Below are 17,037 nucleotides of genomic sequence, written 5' to 3'. Positions count from 1 at the left end.
TGAATCAGAAAATCTTAATTATGAAGCGTAAAGAATTAATCATACTGTTTTGGATCTCGATGGGAACGTCGCTTTTCTTCTTTTTCGCATTTACCGATGAAAAAACGATTGAGAACTTTTTTCTAACTGTTCTTATTTCGTGTATGTATTCATTCGTTCTTGGCGTCGGAAACGGCTTAATTAATGAGTTTCTGAACAAAAGATTCCCTTGGTCTGAAGCGACAACAAAAAGAGCAATTATCAGCATTATTTCTATTCTTATTGCCAATATTATTTTGGTGCATTTCTGCAATTATATGAATTTTGTAGTATTTCAGAAAGCAGCAACTACGCAGGAGTATTTTTCGGGCAGATACAATTTTACGAACTGGTTTACCATCAATATTGCGCTCCTGATCTCTACTTTCCTGCACGCCAAAGGTTTCATGGAAGAATTGAAAAAAACTTCCAGAAAAGAAGTTGTAGAGCAAAAGCTCATTGCAAAATCTGCCAATGCACAGTTTGAAAGTTTAAAAAACCAGCTCGATCCGCATTTTCTTTTTAATTCATTGAATGTTTTGAGTTCATTAATTGATGAAAATCCAACTCAGGCGCAGAAATTTACCGCTTCAATGTCGAAAATTTACCGATATGTTCTCGAGCAGAAAGACAAAGAACTGGTAACGATTGAAGACGAAATAGAATTTGCAAAAACCTATTGTGACTTGCTGAAAACAAGATTTGAGGACAGTGTCAATTTTATTTTTGATGTAAAAGATGAAGATTTACGAAGATTTGTCGTTCCGCTTTCTTTGCAATTGCTTTTAGAAAACTGTATCAAACATAATTTAGCAACATCTTCAAAACCTTTATTGATTAAAATTTTTACAGAAGGAGACACGTTATGCATCGAAAATAATCTGCAGATTCGTGAGCAGATGAAGGAAAGTGCAGGAATTGGTTTAGCGAATATTGTACAGCGATATTCTTTGCTTACCGATAAAAATGTTTTTATTGAAAAATCTGAGGATTATTTTAAAGTGAAACTTCCGGTATTATCTGAAAAACCAAACACTGAAAAGATAGATATACAAAGCCAGGATAAAGCTTATGACAGAGCTAAGAAAAGAGTGAAAGAAATTAAAGGTTTTTATGGAAATCTTATTTCTTACTGTGCAGTTATTCCTTTCCTGATTTTTGTGAATTTCTACACTCAAAATAATTACTATTGGTTTTGGTGGCCACTTTTAGGATGGGGTGTCGGTGTAGCTTCTCACGCTTTTCAGGTATTTGGAATCGGGACTTCTTGGCAGGAAAAAAAGATTCGGGAAATTATGGATAAACAGAAAAAATAGGAAAAAATGGAAAAATTTGACGAAAATGATATTAATTATCAACAGGCTAAAAAACAAGTAGAAAAATTGAGAGGTTTCTATGGACATCTATTTTCATACGTTGCGGTTAATCTTTTGTTTGCTTATTTTAACTACATCAATTTAAAACCAAATGAGAGTTATTTTCAGGTTAAAAATTTCCTTACAGCAATATTTTGGGGAATAGGTCTTCTTGCGCATGCATTATTTGTTTTTCTACCCAGATTTAATTTCGCAAAACAATGGGAAGAAAAGAAAATCAAAGAACTGATGGAGAAAAACAAGTAAATGAATGCGCTGTATTTACTTTTTTACGTCTCGATTGCGGTCTGGTTTTTAAGCGAAATTTATTACAAGCAAAAATTTAAATCAGAAAAAAAAGACCAAAAGAAAGATCAATCTACGCTCAATATTTTGTGGGTAGTGATCCTTCCGTCGGTATTTTTAGCGGTTACTATTTCTAAACTGACTACTTTTCCTATCAGAAATCAATACTGGATTCTATATCTGGGTGAAATTTTGATGGTGACCGGAATTTTTTTCCGCTGGATGATCATTAGATCTCTCGGCAAATTTTTCACGGTCGATGTTTCAATTAAAGACGATCATCAAATCAAAAAAGAAGGATTTTACAGATGGGTAAGGCATCCTTCTTATTCGTTTGCGCTGCTCACATTTTTTGGATTTGGATTATTTCTAAATAATTGGTTTTCTCTGTTTATCGCATTTGTTCCAACGTTATTAGCATTTCTCTACAGAATTAAAGTTGAAGAACAAGCATTGATAGAACAGTTCGGAACTGAATATTCAGAATATAAAAAGAAGACAAAAAAGTTGATTCCGTTTATATTTTGAAAATAAGCCTTTATACGCATCAAATAAAATCCCGATTTGAATTGAGTTGGGATTTCTGCTGTTCAGTCTCAAAAATCTACCGTTCGGTTATATAAAGTTGAAGTGAAGCTGTTTCTTGACCTAAATTTGACTCAAGAAAACAAACAAATATTAATTTTTAAAACAAAACATCATGGAAAATTTATCATTCAACAAAGAAAATTTAGCTTACGAAAAAGCAGCTAAAAGAGTAAAAGATCTAAAAGGATTTTATGGCAATCTAACTTCTTATTGTTTAGTCATTCCGTTTTTATTGATTCTAAATCTTTTGACTTCACCTGAGCATTTGTGGTTTTACTGGCCGATGTTAGGCTGGGGATTAGGTCTTACGATTCACGCAGTAGGCACTTTCGGAATCGGCAAAGACTGGGAAGAAAAGAAAATAAAACAACTGATGGAGGAGGAGAGAAGAAGTTCAAAATCACTTTAATTAACAAACTTTAAAAAATTAATAAAATGAACTTTAATAACGCACAACAAAGAGTAAAAGATTTGAAATCATTCTATAAAAACTGTATGTGGTTTGGGATCGTAGCTTTGATCATATTTTTCAGAAGGTTCATGAAATCTGGCGATTTATCTCAATCAATATTTAGCGGATCAATCATCCTGACGGTTTGGGGAATTATTTTGGCAGTAAAAGCAGTGAAACTATTTGTCTTAAATGCAGAATGGGAGAACAAAGTATTAGAAGAAGAACTAAGCAAAACAAAAAAACCAATTAATTTTTAGAAACCGAAAAGATTTAATTATTTTTATTTAAAATTTATTATTGTCTGTAATCTATTTTAACTTAAAAACTTCGTGAACTTTTATAAGTGAAACGGCTTTGTGTAACTTAAAAAACAGTTAGTAGTTAAAAAATCTTTGTGAACTTTGCGTTAAAATTAAACATTATGACTACTAAGAAATATTCAAATTAAACTAAAAACCCCACTCAATGATTAAAACGGTCATCATAGAAGACGAAAAACCCGCTGCAAGAAAGTTAGAAAGAATGTTGAGTCTTTTCCCTGAATTACAATTGGTTGCAAACTTAGAATCTGTGGAAGATGCCGTACAATGGTTCTCGGAAAATGAACATCCGCAGCTTATTTTTTCTGATATTGTTTTGGGTGACGGACTTTCGTTTGATATTTTTGAGAAAATTTCCACCAAAGCTTTTATTATTTATACGACAGCGTTTGATCAGTATACTTTAAAAGCATTTAAATTAAACAGCATCGATTATCTTCTGAAACCCATCCTGGATGAGGATTTATCAGGCGCAATTGAAAAGTTTAAAACTTTCCTTCCTTCAGATCAGTCTGTAAATTCGGATGATATCAAACAACTCATCAAGAAAGAAAAATCAACGCTTTCCCGGATTTTAGTGAAAATAGGATACAACTTGAAAATCGTTCAAACGCATGAAGTCAGCTGTTTTTTTAGTGAAAATAAGATTGTATATCTGCAGACTTCTGATCGTGTTTATCCTTCAGATTTTACTTTAGATGAATTGGCTGATGTTCTTGATGATAAGAAGTTTTTCCGTGTCAACAGACAGTTTATTATCAATTCAGATTACATCAAAAACATCCATACTTCACCCAATTATAAGGTTGAATTGAACTTTCAGCCACAGGAAGAAATTACAGTAAGCCGTGAACGTGTAAAAGATTTTAAAGATTGGCTGGTAGGTTAATTTTGAATTAAAACTAACAACGATCAACCAAAAATCATCAACTATTTATAATCTATTCGGTTAGCCTCTGTATCTTCTAATTGTTTAATAATTGATGGCGGAATTTCGTCGCTGTCAATAGGAAAACTGATAGAATCAGGAATGAAGTTTTTTCTGTCAGCTTTTTGAAAGATCTCGAAAAGAGCAATCGGCTCTTGATTAAAACTAATACAAGTACTTATAAAATGCAGTTCATAGAGCTTATATTCTGGGTTTTTAATCTTCTCATTGATATCTTTTATTCTTGAGATAAAATGCCTTTGGCGGATAAACGTGTTACTGTTCATGATGATAAAAACATAATCTGAATACGCCGTTATTTTCCCGAAATACTTGTGACGGTCGCCGCCGCTTCTTTCGACGAAATATTCACCCGAAGTTTCGGATTTGTAGATTTCCATTGCAGAGCGCCAGATTCGATCGTCTTTTGCCTGAGAAGGGTTTTCCGGAAGATTTCTATTATAAGAATACCAACATCCGACAAGCCTGTCAAGCAATTCTGTGTTCTGTTTCACATTATTCATATCAATTCTCAAATCATTAAAATTGAATGATTCTGTATTTGAATTAATGAAATCGATATAATTTGAGTAACCTAAAACTTTGACAATCAAACTTAGTTTTGCCAGATTCGGTTTGCTTATAACTAAATTTTCGTTTTGGTAATATTTCTTTAGTTTGTTGATAATCAAATGTTCATACAGGTAATTTAGACCTAAGATGTCTGCTTCTTTCTTAATATTCTTATCTGAATTTTCATTGATAATTAAATCATTAAGTTCTGCAACGATGTATGACCATTCGGTTTTTGAAACATCTTCCCAATGGTTTTTCTTTAAGAAATGCAGGCTCAGAAAGTTCATCAGCTTCTCCAAATGCAGAATATCTTCTTTTTTCATTTTAAGTTTTGTTTGATAAGACTAATTTAAGATTATTTTAAAACCAAAAAAGATTATTGCAAGACTTTTATATTTTTTATCAGTGCCATATTTGAATAGAAAATAAAAGTTAAAACAATGGAAACAAAAATCTTATTACAAAATGATTCTCTTTGGAACAGACTTCAAAGTTTTTCATTAGACACCCCAAATGTCGATTTTCCCTTTTCAAAAAAATTGGCAAAAGAAGAAAACTGGACTTTAGATTTTACTGCAAAGGCAATAGAAGAGTACAAAAATTCGTTTATCTCTGTTGTACTTTACCAAACGGAGCTTCACCAAGCGAAATTGTCGATAAAGTCTGGCACATGCATTTGATTTACACCCAAAATTACTGGGAAGAGTTTTGCCCGAATATTTTAAAAAGAAAACTTCATCATCATCCGTCAAAAGGCGGTTTTGAAGAAAAAAATAAGCACACAAGCTGGTTTTCGGATACATTAAACGGCTACAGAGAAGTTTTTCAGGAAGAAGCTCCGGAAGATATTTGGAAAAATAAAAATATTAAACAAAAATCTAAAAGGTTTTGGTTAAAAAATATCAAGATTTTTTCTTTAATCTTCATTGTATTGATATTAAATTCTTGCTCAGATAATGTTGGTTCAACTTTGTTTACAGTGATATTAATCGGGGGCGTGTTATTCTTCATTTTTGGGATACTGGGTTCAATATTCGAGGATAATAATGTGACTGATTTAAAAAATAAAAAACAGAATGATGACTCGGGTGGAAGTTGCGGCGGCGGCGGAAGTGGATGTAGTGGTGGAAGCGGTTGCGGAGCAGGATGTGGCGGCGGTTGTGGTGGATGCGGCGGATAAAATAAGAAGCTATGAAAAAGATAATGATTCACATGATTCCGGTTATAATGAGCTTAGTTTGGCTTGTTATTAATAAAGATACCTTCAATCCTATTTCTTTGAAAGGTCCTGATTTTTTAAAATTCTATTTAATTGTTTTATTTGGATTTTACAGTTCAGTTTTTGGGTTAAAATTATTCAAAGAAAGTATTTCCAAAACGACATTGTACTTTCTGATTTCTATTTTCATATTAGGGATTGTAAAATTAGTACGAGGACTATTTTTAGGAAAACCTGTCGGATGTTTAATACTAATTTTAATTTTAGAATTCATTGTTATATTGTTTATTAATTTGAATAACCTAAAGTTCAAATTGAAATAATAACGCAAATATTATTTCCAAAATAAACCCGAAACAGAACGCTTCGGGCTTATATATTTCTCAATAAATTTTTAGTTTTATTCTTTTTCATTGTTGATTGTGTACCCATATTTTTTACATACGAAATAAGTAATTGCTAAAAGAATAAAACTCAAAATAAGATGAGATTTTTCCGGATGTACGATCGCCTGATAAAGGTTATATCCGAACACTGCGGAAACAATAGAAATTAAAATGTTGTTGGTGTAGACGTACTGATTTTTCAAAGAAGTTTTCATAATGATATTTTTTATTGTTATTTACTAAGTAAGTATCACAACTCCAAATATGTTACAGAAAAAAATAAAAGTACGGAAAACTTATTTCCAGACTTTCTTAGTAATGAATGCTTAATTTTTTTTGGATCGAAAAACTATTTCATCAAACTGATATTTGTAAGACCTCCGTCAGCCAGAATTTCTGTTCCTACAATAAAAGATGATTCATCTGAGGCTAAAAATACCTCAGCATTTCCGATTTCAGAAGGCAAACCTTGTCTTCCGATTGGCGTTATGTCTCTCCAGATTTGTTTCACTTGCTCCCACAGATATAATCTAATGGATTCTTAAAAGAAAAAAGACCTTCAGAAAAGGTCTTCTAATATATTTACGAAATAACTCCGCTTCCAATCAGTTCATCATCAATATACCACGAAGCAAATTGTCCTTCAGCGATAGCTGATTGAGAATTTTCAAATTCCATATAGAAGGCGTTTTCAAACTGATAAATTTTCGATTTTTGAAGTTCTTGTCTATAACGGAATCTTCCGAGAACTTCCATTGATTCTCCGTTTTTTAATCTTAAATCTTCTCGAACCCAATGAAGTTCTGATTGAGCAATTTTCAAAGCTTTCTTATGTAAACCTGGGAAACTGTGACTTTCACCAACGAAAATGATGTTGTTTTCCATGTCTCTGGAAACAATAAAACAAGATTCTTTATGTCCGCCGATTCCTAATCCTTTGCTCTGTCCAATTGTGAAAAACTGAGCACCCTGATGCTTTCCGATAACTTTTCCGTCAGCTTTTTTATAATTGATTTTTTTACTTAAAAATTCAAGCTCTTCTTCTTTAGACGAAAATGTTGGTACTTCTTCAGAAAATAATGGTGAATCTTTGAAAATTTCTACAATTTCACCTTCTTTCGGTACCAATTGTTGTTGTAAAAATTGAGGTAAGCTTACTTTTCCGATAAAACATAATCCCTGAGAATCTTTTTTATCAGCCGTAACCAACCCGATTTCTTTTGCGATTTCTCTAACCTGAGGCTTTGTCAGTTCTCCGATAGGAAACAACGCTTTTGAGAGCTGATCTTGATTCAGCTGACATAAAAAATAAGACTGATCTTTATTGTTGTCTTTTCCTGCCAAAAGGTGGAAAATTTCCTTTCCGTTTTCATCAAAAGTAGAATCTACTCTTGCGTAATGTCCGGTTGCTACTTTATCTGCACCCAAAGACATTGCGGTCTTCATAAAAACATCAAATTTCACCTCTCTGTTACACAAAACATCAGGATTCGGAGTTCTTCCTTTCTGGTATTCATCAAACATGTAATCAACGATTCTTTCCTTATACAAATCGCTCATGTCAATCACCTGAAACGGAATTCCCAATTTCTGGGCAACCATTAAGGCATCATTGCTGTCCTCAATCCAAGGGCATTCGTCTTCTAAAGTTACGGAAGCATCGTTCCAGTTTCTCATAAATAAAGCCACAACTTCGTGACCTTGTTGCTGCAGCAAATACGCTGTAACACTCGAATCTACACCTCCTGAGAGGCCTACTACTACTTTCATGTATTCAATTTTACGAAACTCTTAACGGGAGTTCTTAGTTGAGCTGCAAAATTACGATAATCCTATTCACAAAAAAAATGATAATTTTATGGATTGATAAAAACGATAGAGTCACAAAATTGTTGTTTAATTTTTAGCAAACAAAAATATTTAATATGAAAAAACTATTAATTTCTTCATTCCTCCTGATTTCAGGACTATCATTTTCTCAGGTTTCTGTAGGAACACCAACAACTGAAACCAATAAATGGACTTTCGGAGGTGGTTTAGGAGTTGGTTTTGGAAGCAATTCTTATTTTAATCTTCAGGTTGCGCCGAGAGTAGGGTATCGACTGACCAATGATTTAGAAGCAGGTTTAATTGGAAGCGTTTCTTGGCAGACTTCAGATTTTTATAAATCGACGATGTTTGGTTTTGGGCCATTTGTGAATTATTATTTTGCCAGGTCTTTCTTTGTGAGTGGTAATTTGCAGCATTTCTTTATCAATTATGAAGATAAATTTTATGATTTTAAAGATAATCAGCAGGAGACTGCTCTTTATTTAGGTGGTGGATATATGCAGCAAATCGGGAATAATTCTTTTATGCAGATCGGTTTGATGTATAATGTTTTGTATAAAGAAAACAGCAGTGTTTTTTCCGGAGGATTGATTCCTAGTGTAGGTTTTGTGGTGGGACTTTAAAATTTACGCAGATAATTGGGGAGAAAACATTTTACTCTCGCAGATTTACTGATTAAGCAGATTTTTAAGTCATTATTCTAAATTTCTGCAGCAGCATCCGTGAAAATCTGTGCAATCTGTGGGAGAAATAAATAATGAAAGCATCGGAAATTTCCCGATGCTTTCATTATTTATTTAAAATTAATTATTATTAAGATTTCTCAATTGCCGACTTTTTAGTCTTCTGAGTTTTTCCTTCTAATCCGTCTTTAGCTTCATTTAAATCTAAAGTTACAGTTTCGCCTTCAGTTAATTGTTTGTTGACGAGCATTTCTGCTAATAAATCTTCAATATACTTCTGAATAGCTCTCTTCAATGGTCTTGCGCCAAAATCTTTGTCCCAACCTTTTTCTGAAATGAAATCTTTGGCTTCAGTAGTTAAATCTACTTTGTAACCTAATTTTTCAAGTCTTGAATATAGTTTACCTAATTCAATATCGATAATTTTAGAAATATCTGTTCTCTCAAGAGAGTTGAAGATAACGATGTCATCAATTCTGTTTAAGAATTCCGGAGCAAATGCTTTTTAAGAGCGTTTTCAATCGTACTTCTCGTTCTTGAATCAGAGTTAGATTTTTTCGCATTCGTTCCAAATCCTACACCATCACCGAAGTCTTTAATATCTCTAGTTCCGATGTTTGAAGTAAGGATGATAATTGTATTTCTAAAATCAATTTTTCTTCCTAAACTATCAGTTACGTGACCTTCATCTAAGATTTGCAACAAAATATTAAATACATCTGGATGCGCTTTTTCGATCTCATCTAAAAGAACTACCGCGTAAGGCTTTCTTCTAACCGCTTCGGTTAACTGTCCGCCTTCTTCGTATCCAACATATCCTGGAGGCGCACCAACCAATCTTGAAACAGCGAATTTCTCCATGTATTCACTCATATCAATTCTGATCAGTGCTTCGTCAGAATCGAAGAGTTCTCTTGCCATTACTTTTGCCAGCTCAGTTTTACCAACACCTGTTGTACCTAAGAAAATGAATGTTCCAATTGGTCTGTTTGGATCTTTCAGTCCGGCTCTGTTTCTTTGGATAGCTTTTACTACCTTTTTCACAGCGTCTTCTTGTCCGATCACTTTTCCGTTCAGGTTATTATCCATTCCGGCTAGTTTATCCAACTCGTTCTTGCCAACTTTCGTTACAGGAACACCGCTCATCATAGAAACCACTTCGGCAACACTTTCTTCAGATACAACCTCTTTTTTCTCTTTTACATCTTTATCCCATTGATCCTGAGCAGAATTCAACTCCATTTGTAAACGCTCTTCTTCATCCTTCAGCTTTCTTGCTTCCAGATAATCCTGAGCTTTTACAGCTTTTTGTTTCAGTTCTTTAATGTCTTCGATTTTCTTTTCAAAGTCAATGATTTCTGTAGGAACTTTCATGTTTTTAATATAAACACGAGATCCAGCTTCATCCATCGCATCAATCGCCTTGTCCGGTAAAAATCGGTCTGTAATGTATCTTGATGTCAAATTGACACAAGCCAAAATAGCTTCCTCCGTATACACTACATTGTGATGTTCTTCATATTTATCTTTAATCTGATTCAAAATCTGAATCGTTTCCTCAATATTGGTAGGCTCTACCATTACTTTTTGGAATCTTCTTTCTAAAGCACCATCTTTTTCAATATATTGACGATATTCGTCAAGAGTTGTAGCACCAATACATTGAATTTCACCTCTTGCCAAAGCTGGTTTGAACATATTAGAAGCATCTAAACTTCCTGTAGAACTTCCTGCTCCCACAATTGTGTGCAACTCATCGATGAATAAGATCACATCGCGGTTCTTTTCAAGTTCCGTCATGATGGCTTTCATTCTTTCTTCAAACTGACCACGGTATTTTGTTCCGGCAACTAAACTCGCCAAATCAAGCGTGATGACTCTTTTACCAAAAAGAACTCTAGAAACTTTCTTCTGTTGAATTCTTAAAGCCAAACCTTCGGCAATTGCAGATTTACCAACTCCAGGCTCACCGATCAGCAACGGATTGTTTTTCTTTCTTCTTGATAAAATTTGAGAAACTCTTTCGATTTCTTTCTCACGACCGATTACTGGGTCTAATTTCCCGTCTCTTGCCAAAGAAGTCAAATCTCTACCAAAGTTATCCAAAGTCGGAGTTTTACTTTTTGCAGAACCTAAATTTCCTGTAGGCTTTCTCATTTGCTCAAATTCTTCTCTGTCATCGTCATCATCATACGCAGAGTTTTGAGGTGCAGATTGACCGGAATTTTTTAGCATTGTTTGATATTCTCTTGAAACTCCTTCATAGTCAATGTCATAAGCTCCTAAAATACTTGAAGTAGGATCCTCATATTTGTATAAAATGCCCAAAAGCAAGTGAACGGTATTGATCTCGTTGCTTTTATATTGTCTGCATTCTAACTCTGCACGTTTAATGGAATGATCTGCCATCTTGGTGAAAGAAATATTGGTAACCTCCTCAGAAATAGGATTTAGACTTGCTGTATTTAAAGTTTCAATTTTTCTTCTGATTTGTGTTAAATCGGCGTTGAGCCCTTGAAGGATTTCTTTTGCAGAGTTTTCTGTTTTTATAATACCTAAAAGTAGATGTTCTGTATTAAGAAATTCACTTTTCAGCCGCTTAGCTTCATTTTTGCTTTGTTTGAACACTTGGCTCAAACCTTGTGAAAACTTATAATCCATAATATTGTATCTCAAATTGGAATAACGATAACATTTATCGTTTATTCTATATCTAAATTACAAATATTTTACCAAAAAACAATTAATGACTTTATGGCAGAAAAAAGTTTTTTATCTTACTGAAAATGACTAAGTTTGTTATCCTCAAATTTCCCTCATGAGCTCCGAAATTACAAATTACATCGGCTATGCCGCTTCCGTTTTCATTATATTAAGTTTTATTCTTAAAGATTTAACCAAAATCAGGATTGTCAATTTGGTCGGATGTATCTGTTTTGTCATCTACGGCATTTTCAGCGGAATGCTTTGGCCGGTAATTATTCCAAACGGAATTATATGTTTTGTACAGGTTTATCATTTACTGATTGGAAAGAAGAAATAATGGCTCAAAAAAAGTATTGACTTCCGCATTCAGTAATCTTTATACCGATCAAAGAATTGAAAAAGTTTGCAAAACACTGCATGAAAAAGGATATGAAATTGAGCTGATTGGTAATAATTGGGGCGGTGAAGAAAAAATATCTCGCCCATATCCTGTTTCTAGAATACCTATTATTTCGAAAACTTTAAAGACCGCTTATTTTGAATTCAATTGGAAATTATACAAAGAGCTAAAGAAAAAAGCTGACGAAAATACCATTCTTCACGCCAATGATTTAGATGTATTGCTCCCGAATTATCTTTTAGCAAAAAATTAAATATTCCTTTGATATTTGATAGTCACGAAATTTTCTCGGAAATGCCTGCAATTCAGGGACAAATGTCTCAAAAAATATGGCGTTATCTGCAAAATAAAATAGTTCCTAATCTTAAATTCATGATTACCGCAAGCGGAAGTTACGGAAAATGGTTTGAGAATAAATACGGAATTAAGCCAATTATCGTTCAAAATGCGCCTAGAAAAATTGATTTTTCAATAGTAATTCCTGAAAATTACCCGAAAATACTTTTGTATCAAGGTGCAATCAACCCTTTTCGTGGAATTGATAAAGCCATTTTGGCAATGCATCATGTTGACAATGTTATTTTTAAAATTGCCGGCGATGGTCCAAAGAAAAGAGAATACGAAGATTTAGTTATCAAAAAAAACCTTCAGGCTAAAGTTCAGTTTTTAGGAAAATTGCTTCCGGAAGATTTAAGAAAAATCACGTTAACTGCCGACGTAGGAATGAGCATCGAAGAAAATGGTGGAGAGAGTTATGAGTTTTCACTTCCTAATAAAGTGTTAGACTGCATTCAGGCAAGAGTTCCTTTAATTTTATCCCCACTTCCAGAAATGCTAAATATTAAAAATCAATTTGATGTTGGTGAGATTATCGAAAATCACGAGCCTGAAAATATCGCTAAAGCAATCAATTTAATTTTAAATAAAGGAAGAAAAAACTATCAATCTGAATTAGAAAAAGCCTCCGGAATTCTTTGCTGGGAAAATGAAGAGATTAAATTACTAGGAGTTTTTGAAAAAGCATCTCTTTAATTTTAAACAATTCAATCGTTCTAAATTTAAAACTACTAATTAAAATTTTACTTGCAATTCTAAAAAAAGGACACCTTAAAACTTGTATTTCGAAAATAAGCGAAGCGGCTTTGTTTATCTTAAAATATTTCCAAACCTTTCAAAAAGTATTTGTCTAACCTTGCGTTAAAAAATCTTTAAATAACAAGTAACAGTTTTTTCAGTTTAAATCTGACCTAAATTATCTTTTTAAAATTGGTTATCTTTGCAAAAAGAAAGTAGAAATGACCATTAAAGAAAATCAGCAGGAACTTATTGACGAATTTGCTTTTCTTGAAGACTGGGAGCAGAAATATGAGTACATCATAGATTTGGGTAAAGAATTGAAAGGTCTTCCGGAAGAACAGAAAACAGATGATAACCTCATTAAAGGGTGTCAAAGCAAAGTGTGGATTGACGCTGAATTCAAAGATGGAAAACTATTTTTCAACGCAGATTCTGACGGAATTCTTCCAAAAGGAATCGTTTCTTTATTGGTAAGTATTTATAGTGGTCACTCTACTCAGGAAATCCTTGATTCTGATTTTGAATTTATTTCCGAAATCGGATTACAGGAATTTTTATCCCCTTCCAGAGCCAACGGATTGATGGCAATGACCAAGCAAATCAAATTTTACGCAGTCGCATACCAACTGAAATCTTAGTTGTGACGAGAATTTTAGCATATCGTTTTTCCGCTTTTGGTGATGTCGCTATGACAGTGCCTGTTTTCTGTGAGTTTCTTGAGCAAAATCCTGATGTTGAAATTGTGATGGTTTCAAGAAATAATTTTGAGAGCTTATTCACTGATATTCCGAATGTTATCTTTCACGGAATTGACCTTGATGATTATAAAGGTTTTTTAGGAATCAGACGATTAGGTAAAGAATTGCTTAAACAATATCAGCCTGATTATATTGCTGATTTACACGATGTTATCCGCACGAAAATTTTAGATAAAATTTATGTTCGCAAAGGTTTAAAAGTTTTCAAAATCAACAAAGGTAAAGAGGAAAAGGAAGCCCTGACGGATGTTTGGAATTTAGATAAAATCCAACTGAAAAGAACAGTAGAACGTTATGCAGATGTTTTTCGTGATATGGGTTTTAAGGTTCAACTCTCGCACCAATTAAGACCAAAATCTAATCAGAAATCGGGAATTGGTTTTGCGCCTTTTGCCCAACATAAAGGTAAAATGTTGCCGCTGGAAAAATCTTTCGAACTTGTGAAAATTTTAGCAGAAAAGCATGTGATTTACTTTTTCGGTGGTGGTAAAAAGGAAACTGAAACTCTCGAAAGCTGGGAAAAACAAATTCCAAATACTCAAAGTTTAGCCGGAAAACTTAGTCTCTCTGAAGAACTGAATAGAATTTCTCAACTTGAAGTAATGATTTCGATGGACTCAGCTAATATGCATTTAGCGAGTGTTGTAGGAACTCGTTGCGTTTCTATTTGGGGTTCTACACATCCTTATGCAGGGTTTTTAGGGTTCGGGCAAAGTGAGGATGATGTTATTCAAATTAATGATCTTACCTGCAGGCCTTGTTCTGTTTTTGGCGATAAAGAATGTTATCGTGGAGATTGGGCTTGCCTAGAGGAAATAAGTGTACAGCAAATCATTAATAAAATTTAAGTTTAATGAAGCTTTCTGTATGTATTCCGGTCTATAATTTTGATGTTCGGGAACTCGTTTTCGACCTGAAAAAAGAAATCAAAGAGAATCTTATAGACGCAGAAATTATTTTGATTGATGATGCTTCTGATGAAAAATTCAAAACAATTAATAAAGAACTTCAAAACGAAGTAAAGAGTTTTGTTTTACTTGAAAAGAATATCGGTAGATCGAAAATTCGTAATCTTTTTTTACAATATGCTGAAGGTGATTATTTGCTTTTTTTAGATTGTGATGCTAAAATTGAACGTAGTGATTTTATCTCTAATTATTTAAGTGAGATTAATCAGGATAATCGAGTAGAGGTCATTTATGGCAATTTCAAAATTTCCCCACTGTACTCCCAAAGTTTGCGAAATAAATATTCAGCTGAAAGAGAAATTTTTCCTGAAAATAAATCGACAGATTTTTCGGTTTTCAAAACGGTCAATTTTGTCATTAAAAAAGAGGTTTTTAGAAAGTTTCCATTTCATGAAGAGTTGATCCACTACGGATATGAAGATTACGTTTTTGCAAAAAAGATGGAACTTGCGAAAGTAAGGTTTTCAGCAATTAATAATCCTGTCATTCATATTGATGAAACCGCCAATGATGTTTTTTTGGACAAAACGAAAACCGCAATAGATTCATTGTATCAACTTTCTCAAAATTCTGAAAACCTTATCTACATAAAAGACATTAAAGTATTTTTCATAGCTCAAAAGCTGAAAAAAAACAATCTAAGCACCTTGTTTCTATTTTTCTATAGTATTTTAGAAAAGAAAATGATTAAAAATCTTCTTTCAAATAAACCCAATTTAAGAAGTCTTGATTTTTTTAAGTTAGGATTACTTTTACGAAAGATGAGATAATGTTTGCTCTTTCTAGTAGTAAATTATGAATGCCTAAAAGTATGCCTCAAAATCTCAAAAAGACCTAATAATCAGCCTTTTCAAGAATTCTCACAAATTTTTAAAATCTTTGTAAATCCTCATGAATAACTATGAAATAAAAAACTCTCAGAATAATCTGAGAGTTTTTGTGGGCCCTGAGGGATTCGAACCCCCGACCCTCTGGGTGTAAACCAGATGCTCTGAACCAACTGAGCTAAGAGCCCTGAATTTTTTTGAAAGGTTTCAGTAAACCTTTGTGGGCCCTGAGGGATTCGAACCCCCGACCCTCTGGGTGTAAACCAGATGCTCTGAACCAACTGAGCTAAGAGCCCTAGACGATTTCTCGTTTTGAGTGGTGCAAATATACATACTTATTTCATATCAGTCAAGTTTTTTTCTAAAAATTCTCCGACTACAAAGTTGCTCCCGCCAATAAAAATCAAATCTTCGTCTGTAGCTTGTTGTTTTGCAGAAAGATAGGCTTCTTGTACAGAGTCAAAAATTTTATAAATTATTTTTGCTTGAAGTAATAAATCTTCATATTCTTTAGGGTCGCGACCTCTATTTATCGCTGGTTTTGCAAAATAGAACGCAGAATTTTCAGGAAGTATCGTCATAACATCATCAATTTTCTTGTCATTCACGAAACCTAAAACGATATGTTTATGTTTCGGGATGGAATTTAATTGAGAAAAAACATATTCCAGACCGGCCTGATTGTGTCCAGTGTCACAAATCGTCAAAGGATTTTGTGAAAATTCAAACCAGCGGCCGATGAATCCAGTGTTCTGATGGACGTTTAGTAATCCTTTTTCTAGATTTTCGTCAGAAATTTTTACATCTAATTTTCTAAGCTCTTCAATCAAGGCTAAAACAACCCGAATGTTCTTCTCTTGGTAGTTTCCTTTTAGATCTGATTTTAAATTTGTTTTTAATAGAGTAGCGTCAACGAAATGGGTGTTTTCTTTTTCAGCTTTAATTTTAATAATATTTCTAACTACTTCATTATCGTCACCAAAAATCACCGGAACATCTGTCTTAATAATTCCTGCTTTTTCAAAAGCAATTTCTTCAATGGTATTTCCTAAAATATTCTGATGATCAAGCTGAACATTTGTGATTGCAGAAACTAATGGTTTAATGATATTGGTAGAGTCTAATCTTCCACCCAAACCGACTTCTATAATGGCAAAGTCAACTTTTTTCTGATAAAAATATTCAAATGCCATAATGGTTGTAAATTCAAAAAAGAAGGTATGATATCTTCTGGCAGTGTTTTAAGCTTTTGGATAAAATGAAAAACAAACTCTTTATCACAGTTTTCTCCATTTATTTTGATTCTTTCTGTGAAATCAATCAGATGAGGTGAATTGTACAAACCAATATTGTAGCCTGATTCTTGAAAAACAGAGGCCAGCATATTGCTTGTAGAACCTTTTCCGTTGGTGCCACCAATGTGAATGCATTTAATCTTCTCCTGCGGATTGCCAAAAAAATCGCAGAGTTTTGTAATATTATCAAGTCCTGGTTTGTAAGCTTTCTCCCCATCAATCTGATAATTCGGAGCCTGAACGAAAAGCCACTCGACGGCTTCCTGATATTCTTCGTTTGTCATGATGCAAAATTCCCAAAACTTTCATTAAAATGAAACAATAATTTTTCGAAATTGTAACT

Annotated in this window: 20 protein-coding genes, 2 tRNA genes and 2 pseudogenes; 15 read left to right on the top strand and 9 right to left on the bottom strand. The window is 33.4% G+C overall.

Features of this window, described 5'->3' with window-relative positions:
• Window positions 1-20: 20 nt before the first annotated feature.
• The 6 genes from EAG08_RS10905 to EAG08_RS10880 all read left to right on the top strand — a co-directional run bounded on the left by EAG08_RS10905 (window position 21) and on the right by EAG08_RS10880 (window position 3,930).
• On the top strand, window positions 21-1,334 hold the full coding sequence (locus EAG08_RS10905) for a 2TM domain-containing protein (protein WP_129535456.1): 1,314 nt from the start codon (window positions 21-23) through the stop codon (window positions 1,332-1,334).
• A gap of 6 nt (window positions 1,335-1,340) precedes the next feature.
• A complete protein-coding gene (locus EAG08_RS10900; protein WP_129535455.1) occupies window positions 1,341-1,640 on the top strand; it encodes a 2TM domain-containing protein in 300 nt (99 codons plus the stop codon).
• A complete protein-coding gene (locus EAG08_RS10895) occupies window positions 1,641-2,207 on the top strand; it encodes a methyltransferase family protein (protein WP_129535454.1) in 567 nt (188 codons plus the stop codon).
• 172 nt (window positions 2,208-2,379) lie between these two features.
• Window positions 2,380-2,676, top strand: a complete 297-nt coding sequence (locus tag EAG08_RS10890) for a 2TM domain-containing protein (RefSeq protein WP_129535453.1) — start codon at window positions 2,380-2,382, stop codon at window positions 2,674-2,676.
• Window positions 2,677-2,702: 26 nt separating this feature from the next.
• Window positions 2,703-2,978 carry a 2TM domain-containing protein gene (locus EAG08_RS10885; protein ID WP_129535452.1) on the top strand — a complete coding sequence of 92 codons (276 nt, stop codon included), beginning with the start codon at window positions 2,703-2,705 and terminating at the stop codon, window positions 2,976-2,978.
• Between the two features lie 208 nt (window positions 2,979-3,186).
• On the top strand, window positions 3,187-3,930 hold the full coding sequence (locus EAG08_RS10880) for a LytR/AlgR family response regulator transcription factor (protein WP_129535451.1): 744 nt from the start codon (window positions 3,187-3,189) through the stop codon (window positions 3,928-3,930).
• A 41-nt stretch (window positions 3,931-3,971) separates the two neighbouring features.
• Here EAG08_RS10880 and EAG08_RS10875 read toward each other — a convergent pair whose 3' ends face one another.
• Window positions 3,972-4,868 carry a hypothetical protein gene (locus EAG08_RS10875; protein ID WP_129535450.1) on the bottom strand — a complete coding sequence of 299 codons (897 nt, stop codon included), beginning with the start codon at window positions 4,866-4,868 and terminating at the stop codon, window positions 3,972-3,974.
• A 117-nt stretch (window positions 4,869-4,985) separates the two neighbouring features.
• On the opposite strand from EAG08_RS10875, the gene EAG08_RS22065 reads away from it, so the two are divergent.
• Both EAG08_RS22065 and EAG08_RS10870 read left to right on the top strand, forming a co-directional pair.
• Entirely contained in the window at window positions 4,986-5,225 is a 240-nt protein-coding gene (locus EAG08_RS22065; RefSeq protein WP_228446512.1) for a hypothetical protein, read from the top strand.
• Window positions 5,216-5,725, top strand: a complete 510-nt coding sequence (locus EAG08_RS10870; protein WP_228446510.1) for a hypothetical protein — start codon at window positions 5,216-5,218, stop codon at window positions 5,723-5,725. The genes EAG08_RS22065 and EAG08_RS10870 overlap by 10 nt, the downstream gene beginning before the upstream one ends.
• 148 nt (window positions 5,726-5,873) lie before the next feature.
• Here the strand turns inward: EAG08_RS10870 and EAG08_RS21355 are convergent, their stop codons facing one another.
• The 4 genes from EAG08_RS21355 to mnmA form a co-directional block, all read right to left on the bottom strand.
• Window positions 5,874-6,038, bottom strand: coding sequence for a hypothetical protein (locus EAG08_RS21355; protein WP_164998556.1), 165 nt, complete (start codon window positions 6,036-6,038; stop codon window positions 5,874-5,876).
• Between the two features lie 126 nt (window positions 6,039-6,164).
• Window positions 6,165-6,365, bottom strand: coding sequence for a hypothetical protein (locus EAG08_RS10860; RefSeq protein WP_129535448.1), 201 nt, complete (start codon window positions 6,363-6,365; stop codon window positions 6,165-6,167).
• A 134-nt stretch (window positions 6,366-6,499) separates the two neighbouring features.
• Entirely contained in the window at window positions 6,500-6,661 is a 162-nt protein-coding gene (locus tag EAG08_RS10855) for an SDR family oxidoreductase (RefSeq protein WP_228446508.1), read from the bottom strand.
• 71 nt (window positions 6,662-6,732) lie between these two features.
• Window positions 6,733-7,920, bottom strand: a complete 1,188-nt coding sequence (mnmA, locus tag EAG08_RS10850) for a tRNA 2-thiouridine(34) synthase MnmA (RefSeq protein ID WP_129535446.1) — start codon at window positions 7,918-7,920, stop codon at window positions 6,733-6,735.
• A gap of 155 nt (window positions 7,921-8,075) precedes the next feature.
• On the opposite strand from mnmA, the gene EAG08_RS10845 reads away from it, so the two are divergent.
• Window positions 8,076-8,603 (top strand): hypothetical protein, encoded by a 528-nt coding sequence (locus EAG08_RS10845; RefSeq protein WP_129535445.1) that lies wholly within the window; start codon window positions 8,076-8,078, stop codon window positions 8,601-8,603.
• Window positions 8,604-8,793: 190 nt separating this feature from the next.
• On the opposite strand, the pseudogene EAG08_RS10840 reads toward EAG08_RS10845, so the two are convergent.
• Window positions 8,794-11,324: pseudogene (locus EAG08_RS10840) on the bottom strand (ATP-dependent Clp protease ATP-binding subunit).
• A gap of 157 nt (window positions 11,325-11,481) precedes the next feature.
• Here EAG08_RS10840 and EAG08_RS10835 point away from each other — a divergent pair.
• The 6 genes from EAG08_RS10835 to EAG08_RS10815 all read left to right on the top strand — a co-directional run bounded on the left by EAG08_RS10835 (window position 11,482) and on the right by EAG08_RS10815 (window position 15,342).
• Window positions 11,482-11,706, top strand: coding sequence for a uroporphyrinogen decarboxylase (locus EAG08_RS10835; RefSeq protein WP_129535444.1), 225 nt, complete (start codon window positions 11,482-11,484; stop codon window positions 11,704-11,706).
• On the top strand, window positions 11,690-12,022 hold the full coding sequence (locus EAG08_RS22935; protein WP_317126266.1) for a hypothetical protein: 333 nt from the start codon (window positions 11,690-11,692) through the stop codon (window positions 12,020-12,022). Before EAG08_RS10835 ends, EAG08_RS22935 begins: the two co-directional genes overlap by 17 nt.
• 41 nt (window positions 12,023-12,063) lie before the next feature.
• Window positions 12,064-12,801, top strand: coding sequence for a glycosyltransferase (locus tag EAG08_RS10830; RefSeq protein ID WP_317126265.1), 738 nt, complete (start codon window positions 12,064-12,066; stop codon window positions 12,799-12,801).
• Between the two features lie 263 nt (window positions 12,802-13,064).
• On the top strand, window positions 13,065-13,484 hold the full coding sequence (locus tag EAG08_RS10825; protein ID WP_129535443.1) for a SufE family protein: 420 nt from the start codon (window positions 13,065-13,067) through the stop codon (window positions 13,482-13,484).
• A 2-nt stretch (window positions 13,485-13,486) separates the two neighbouring features.
• The gene (locus tag EAG08_RS10820) at window positions 13,487-14,452 is read left to right on the top strand and encodes a glycosyltransferase family 9 protein (protein ID WP_228446506.1); all 966 of its coding nucleotides are present in this window, start codon (window positions 13,487-13,489) and stop codon (window positions 14,450-14,452) included.
• Window positions 14,453-14,457: 5 nt separating this feature from the next.
• On the top strand, window positions 14,458-15,342 hold the full coding sequence (locus tag EAG08_RS10815; RefSeq protein WP_129535442.1) for a glycosyltransferase family 2 protein: 885 nt from the start codon (window positions 14,458-14,460) through the stop codon (window positions 15,340-15,342).
• A 170-nt stretch (window positions 15,343-15,512) separates the two neighbouring features.
• Here the strand turns inward: EAG08_RS10815 and EAG08_RS10810 are convergent.
• From EAG08_RS10810 to EAG08_RS10800, 3 genes and pseudogenes are all read right to left on the bottom strand, one after another.
• Window positions 15,513-15,587: transfer RNA gene (locus EAG08_RS10810), tRNA-Val, on the bottom strand.
• A gap of 33 nt (window positions 15,588-15,620) precedes the next feature.
• Window positions 15,621-15,695 (bottom strand) — tRNA-Val (locus EAG08_RS10805).
• A gap of 39 nt (window positions 15,696-15,734) precedes the next feature.
• Window positions 15,735-16,978, bottom strand: a pseudogene (locus tag EAG08_RS10800) (bifunctional folylpolyglutamate synthase/dihydrofolate synthase).
• Window positions 16,979-17,037: the final 59 nt, after the last annotated feature.

The sequence above is a fragment of the Chryseobacterium sp. 3008163 genome, from assembly GCF_003669035.1.
Taxonomy (GTDB): domain Bacteria; phylum Bacteroidota; class Bacteroidia; order Flavobacteriales; family Weeksellaceae; genus Chryseobacterium.
The sequence above is the reverse complement of the archived record's forward strand: the minus strand, read 5'-3'. Positions and strand labels throughout refer to the sequence as shown.

What these genes read in the sequence shown, in the direction of transcription:
- EAG08_RS10830 (WP_317126265.1), top strand. Translation starts at nt 12,064, where the DNA reads ATGCCTGCAATTCAGGGACAAATGTCTCAAAAAATATGGCGTTATCTG.
- EAG08_RS10825 (WP_129535443.1), top strand. Translation starts at nt 13,065, where the DNA reads ATGACCATTAAAGAAAATCAGCAGGAACTTATTGACGAATTTGCTTTT.
- EAG08_RS10860 (WP_129535448.1), bottom strand. Translation starts at nt 6,365, where the DNA reads ATGAAAACTTCTTTGAAAAATCAGTACGTCTACACCAACAACATTTTA.
- EAG08_RS10890 (WP_129535453.1), top strand. Translation starts at nt 2,380, where the DNA reads ATGGAAAATTTATCATTCAACAAAGAAAATTTAGCTTACGAAAAAGCA.
- EAG08_RS10815 (WP_129535442.1), top strand. Translation starts at nt 14,458, where the DNA reads ATGAAGCTTTCTGTATGTATTCCGGTCTATAATTTTGATGTTCGGGAA.
- EAG08_RS10845 (WP_129535445.1), top strand. Translation starts at nt 8,076, where the DNA reads ATGAAAAAACTATTAATTTCTTCATTCCTCCTGATTTCAGGACTATCA.
- EAG08_RS10875 (WP_129535450.1), bottom strand. Translation starts at nt 4,868, where the DNA reads ATGAAAAAAGAAGATATTCTGCATTTGGAGAAGCTGATGAACTTTCTG.
- EAG08_RS10870 (WP_228446510.1), top strand. Translation starts at nt 5,216, where the DNA reads ATGCATTTGATTTACACCCAAAATTACTGGGAAGAGTTTTGCCCGAAT.
- EAG08_RS10880 (WP_129535451.1), top strand. Translation starts at nt 3,187, where the DNA reads ATGATTAAAACGGTCATCATAGAAGACGAAAAACCCGCTGCAAGAAAG.
- EAG08_RS10835 (WP_129535444.1), top strand. Translation starts at nt 11,482, where the DNA reads ATGAGCTCCGAAATTACAAATTACATCGGCTATGCCGCTTCCGTTTTC.
- EAG08_RS10905 (WP_129535456.1), top strand. Translation starts at nt 21, where the DNA reads ATGAAGCGTAAAGAATTAATCATACTGTTTTGGATCTCGATGGGAACG.
- EAG08_RS10895 (WP_129535454.1), top strand. Translation starts at nt 1,641, where the DNA reads ATGAATGCGCTGTATTTACTTTTTTACGTCTCGATTGCGGTCTGGTTT.
- mnmA (WP_129535446.1), bottom strand. Translation starts at nt 7,920, where the DNA reads ATGAAAGTAGTAGTAGGCCTCTCAGGAGGTGTAGATTCGAGTGTTACA.
- EAG08_RS21355 (WP_164998556.1), bottom strand. Translation starts at nt 6,038, where the DNA reads ATGAATTCTAAAATTAAAATTAGTATTAAACATCCGACAGGTTTTCCT.
- EAG08_RS22065 (WP_228446512.1), top strand. Translation starts at nt 4,986, where the DNA reads ATGGAAACAAAAATCTTATTACAAAATGATTCTCTTTGGAACAGACTT.
- EAG08_RS10885 (WP_129535452.1), top strand. Translation starts at nt 2,703, where the DNA reads ATGAACTTTAATAACGCACAACAAAGAGTAAAAGATTTGAAATCATTC.
- EAG08_RS10900 (WP_129535455.1), top strand. Translation starts at nt 1,341, where the DNA reads ATGGAAAAATTTGACGAAAATGATATTAATTATCAACAGGCTAAAAAA.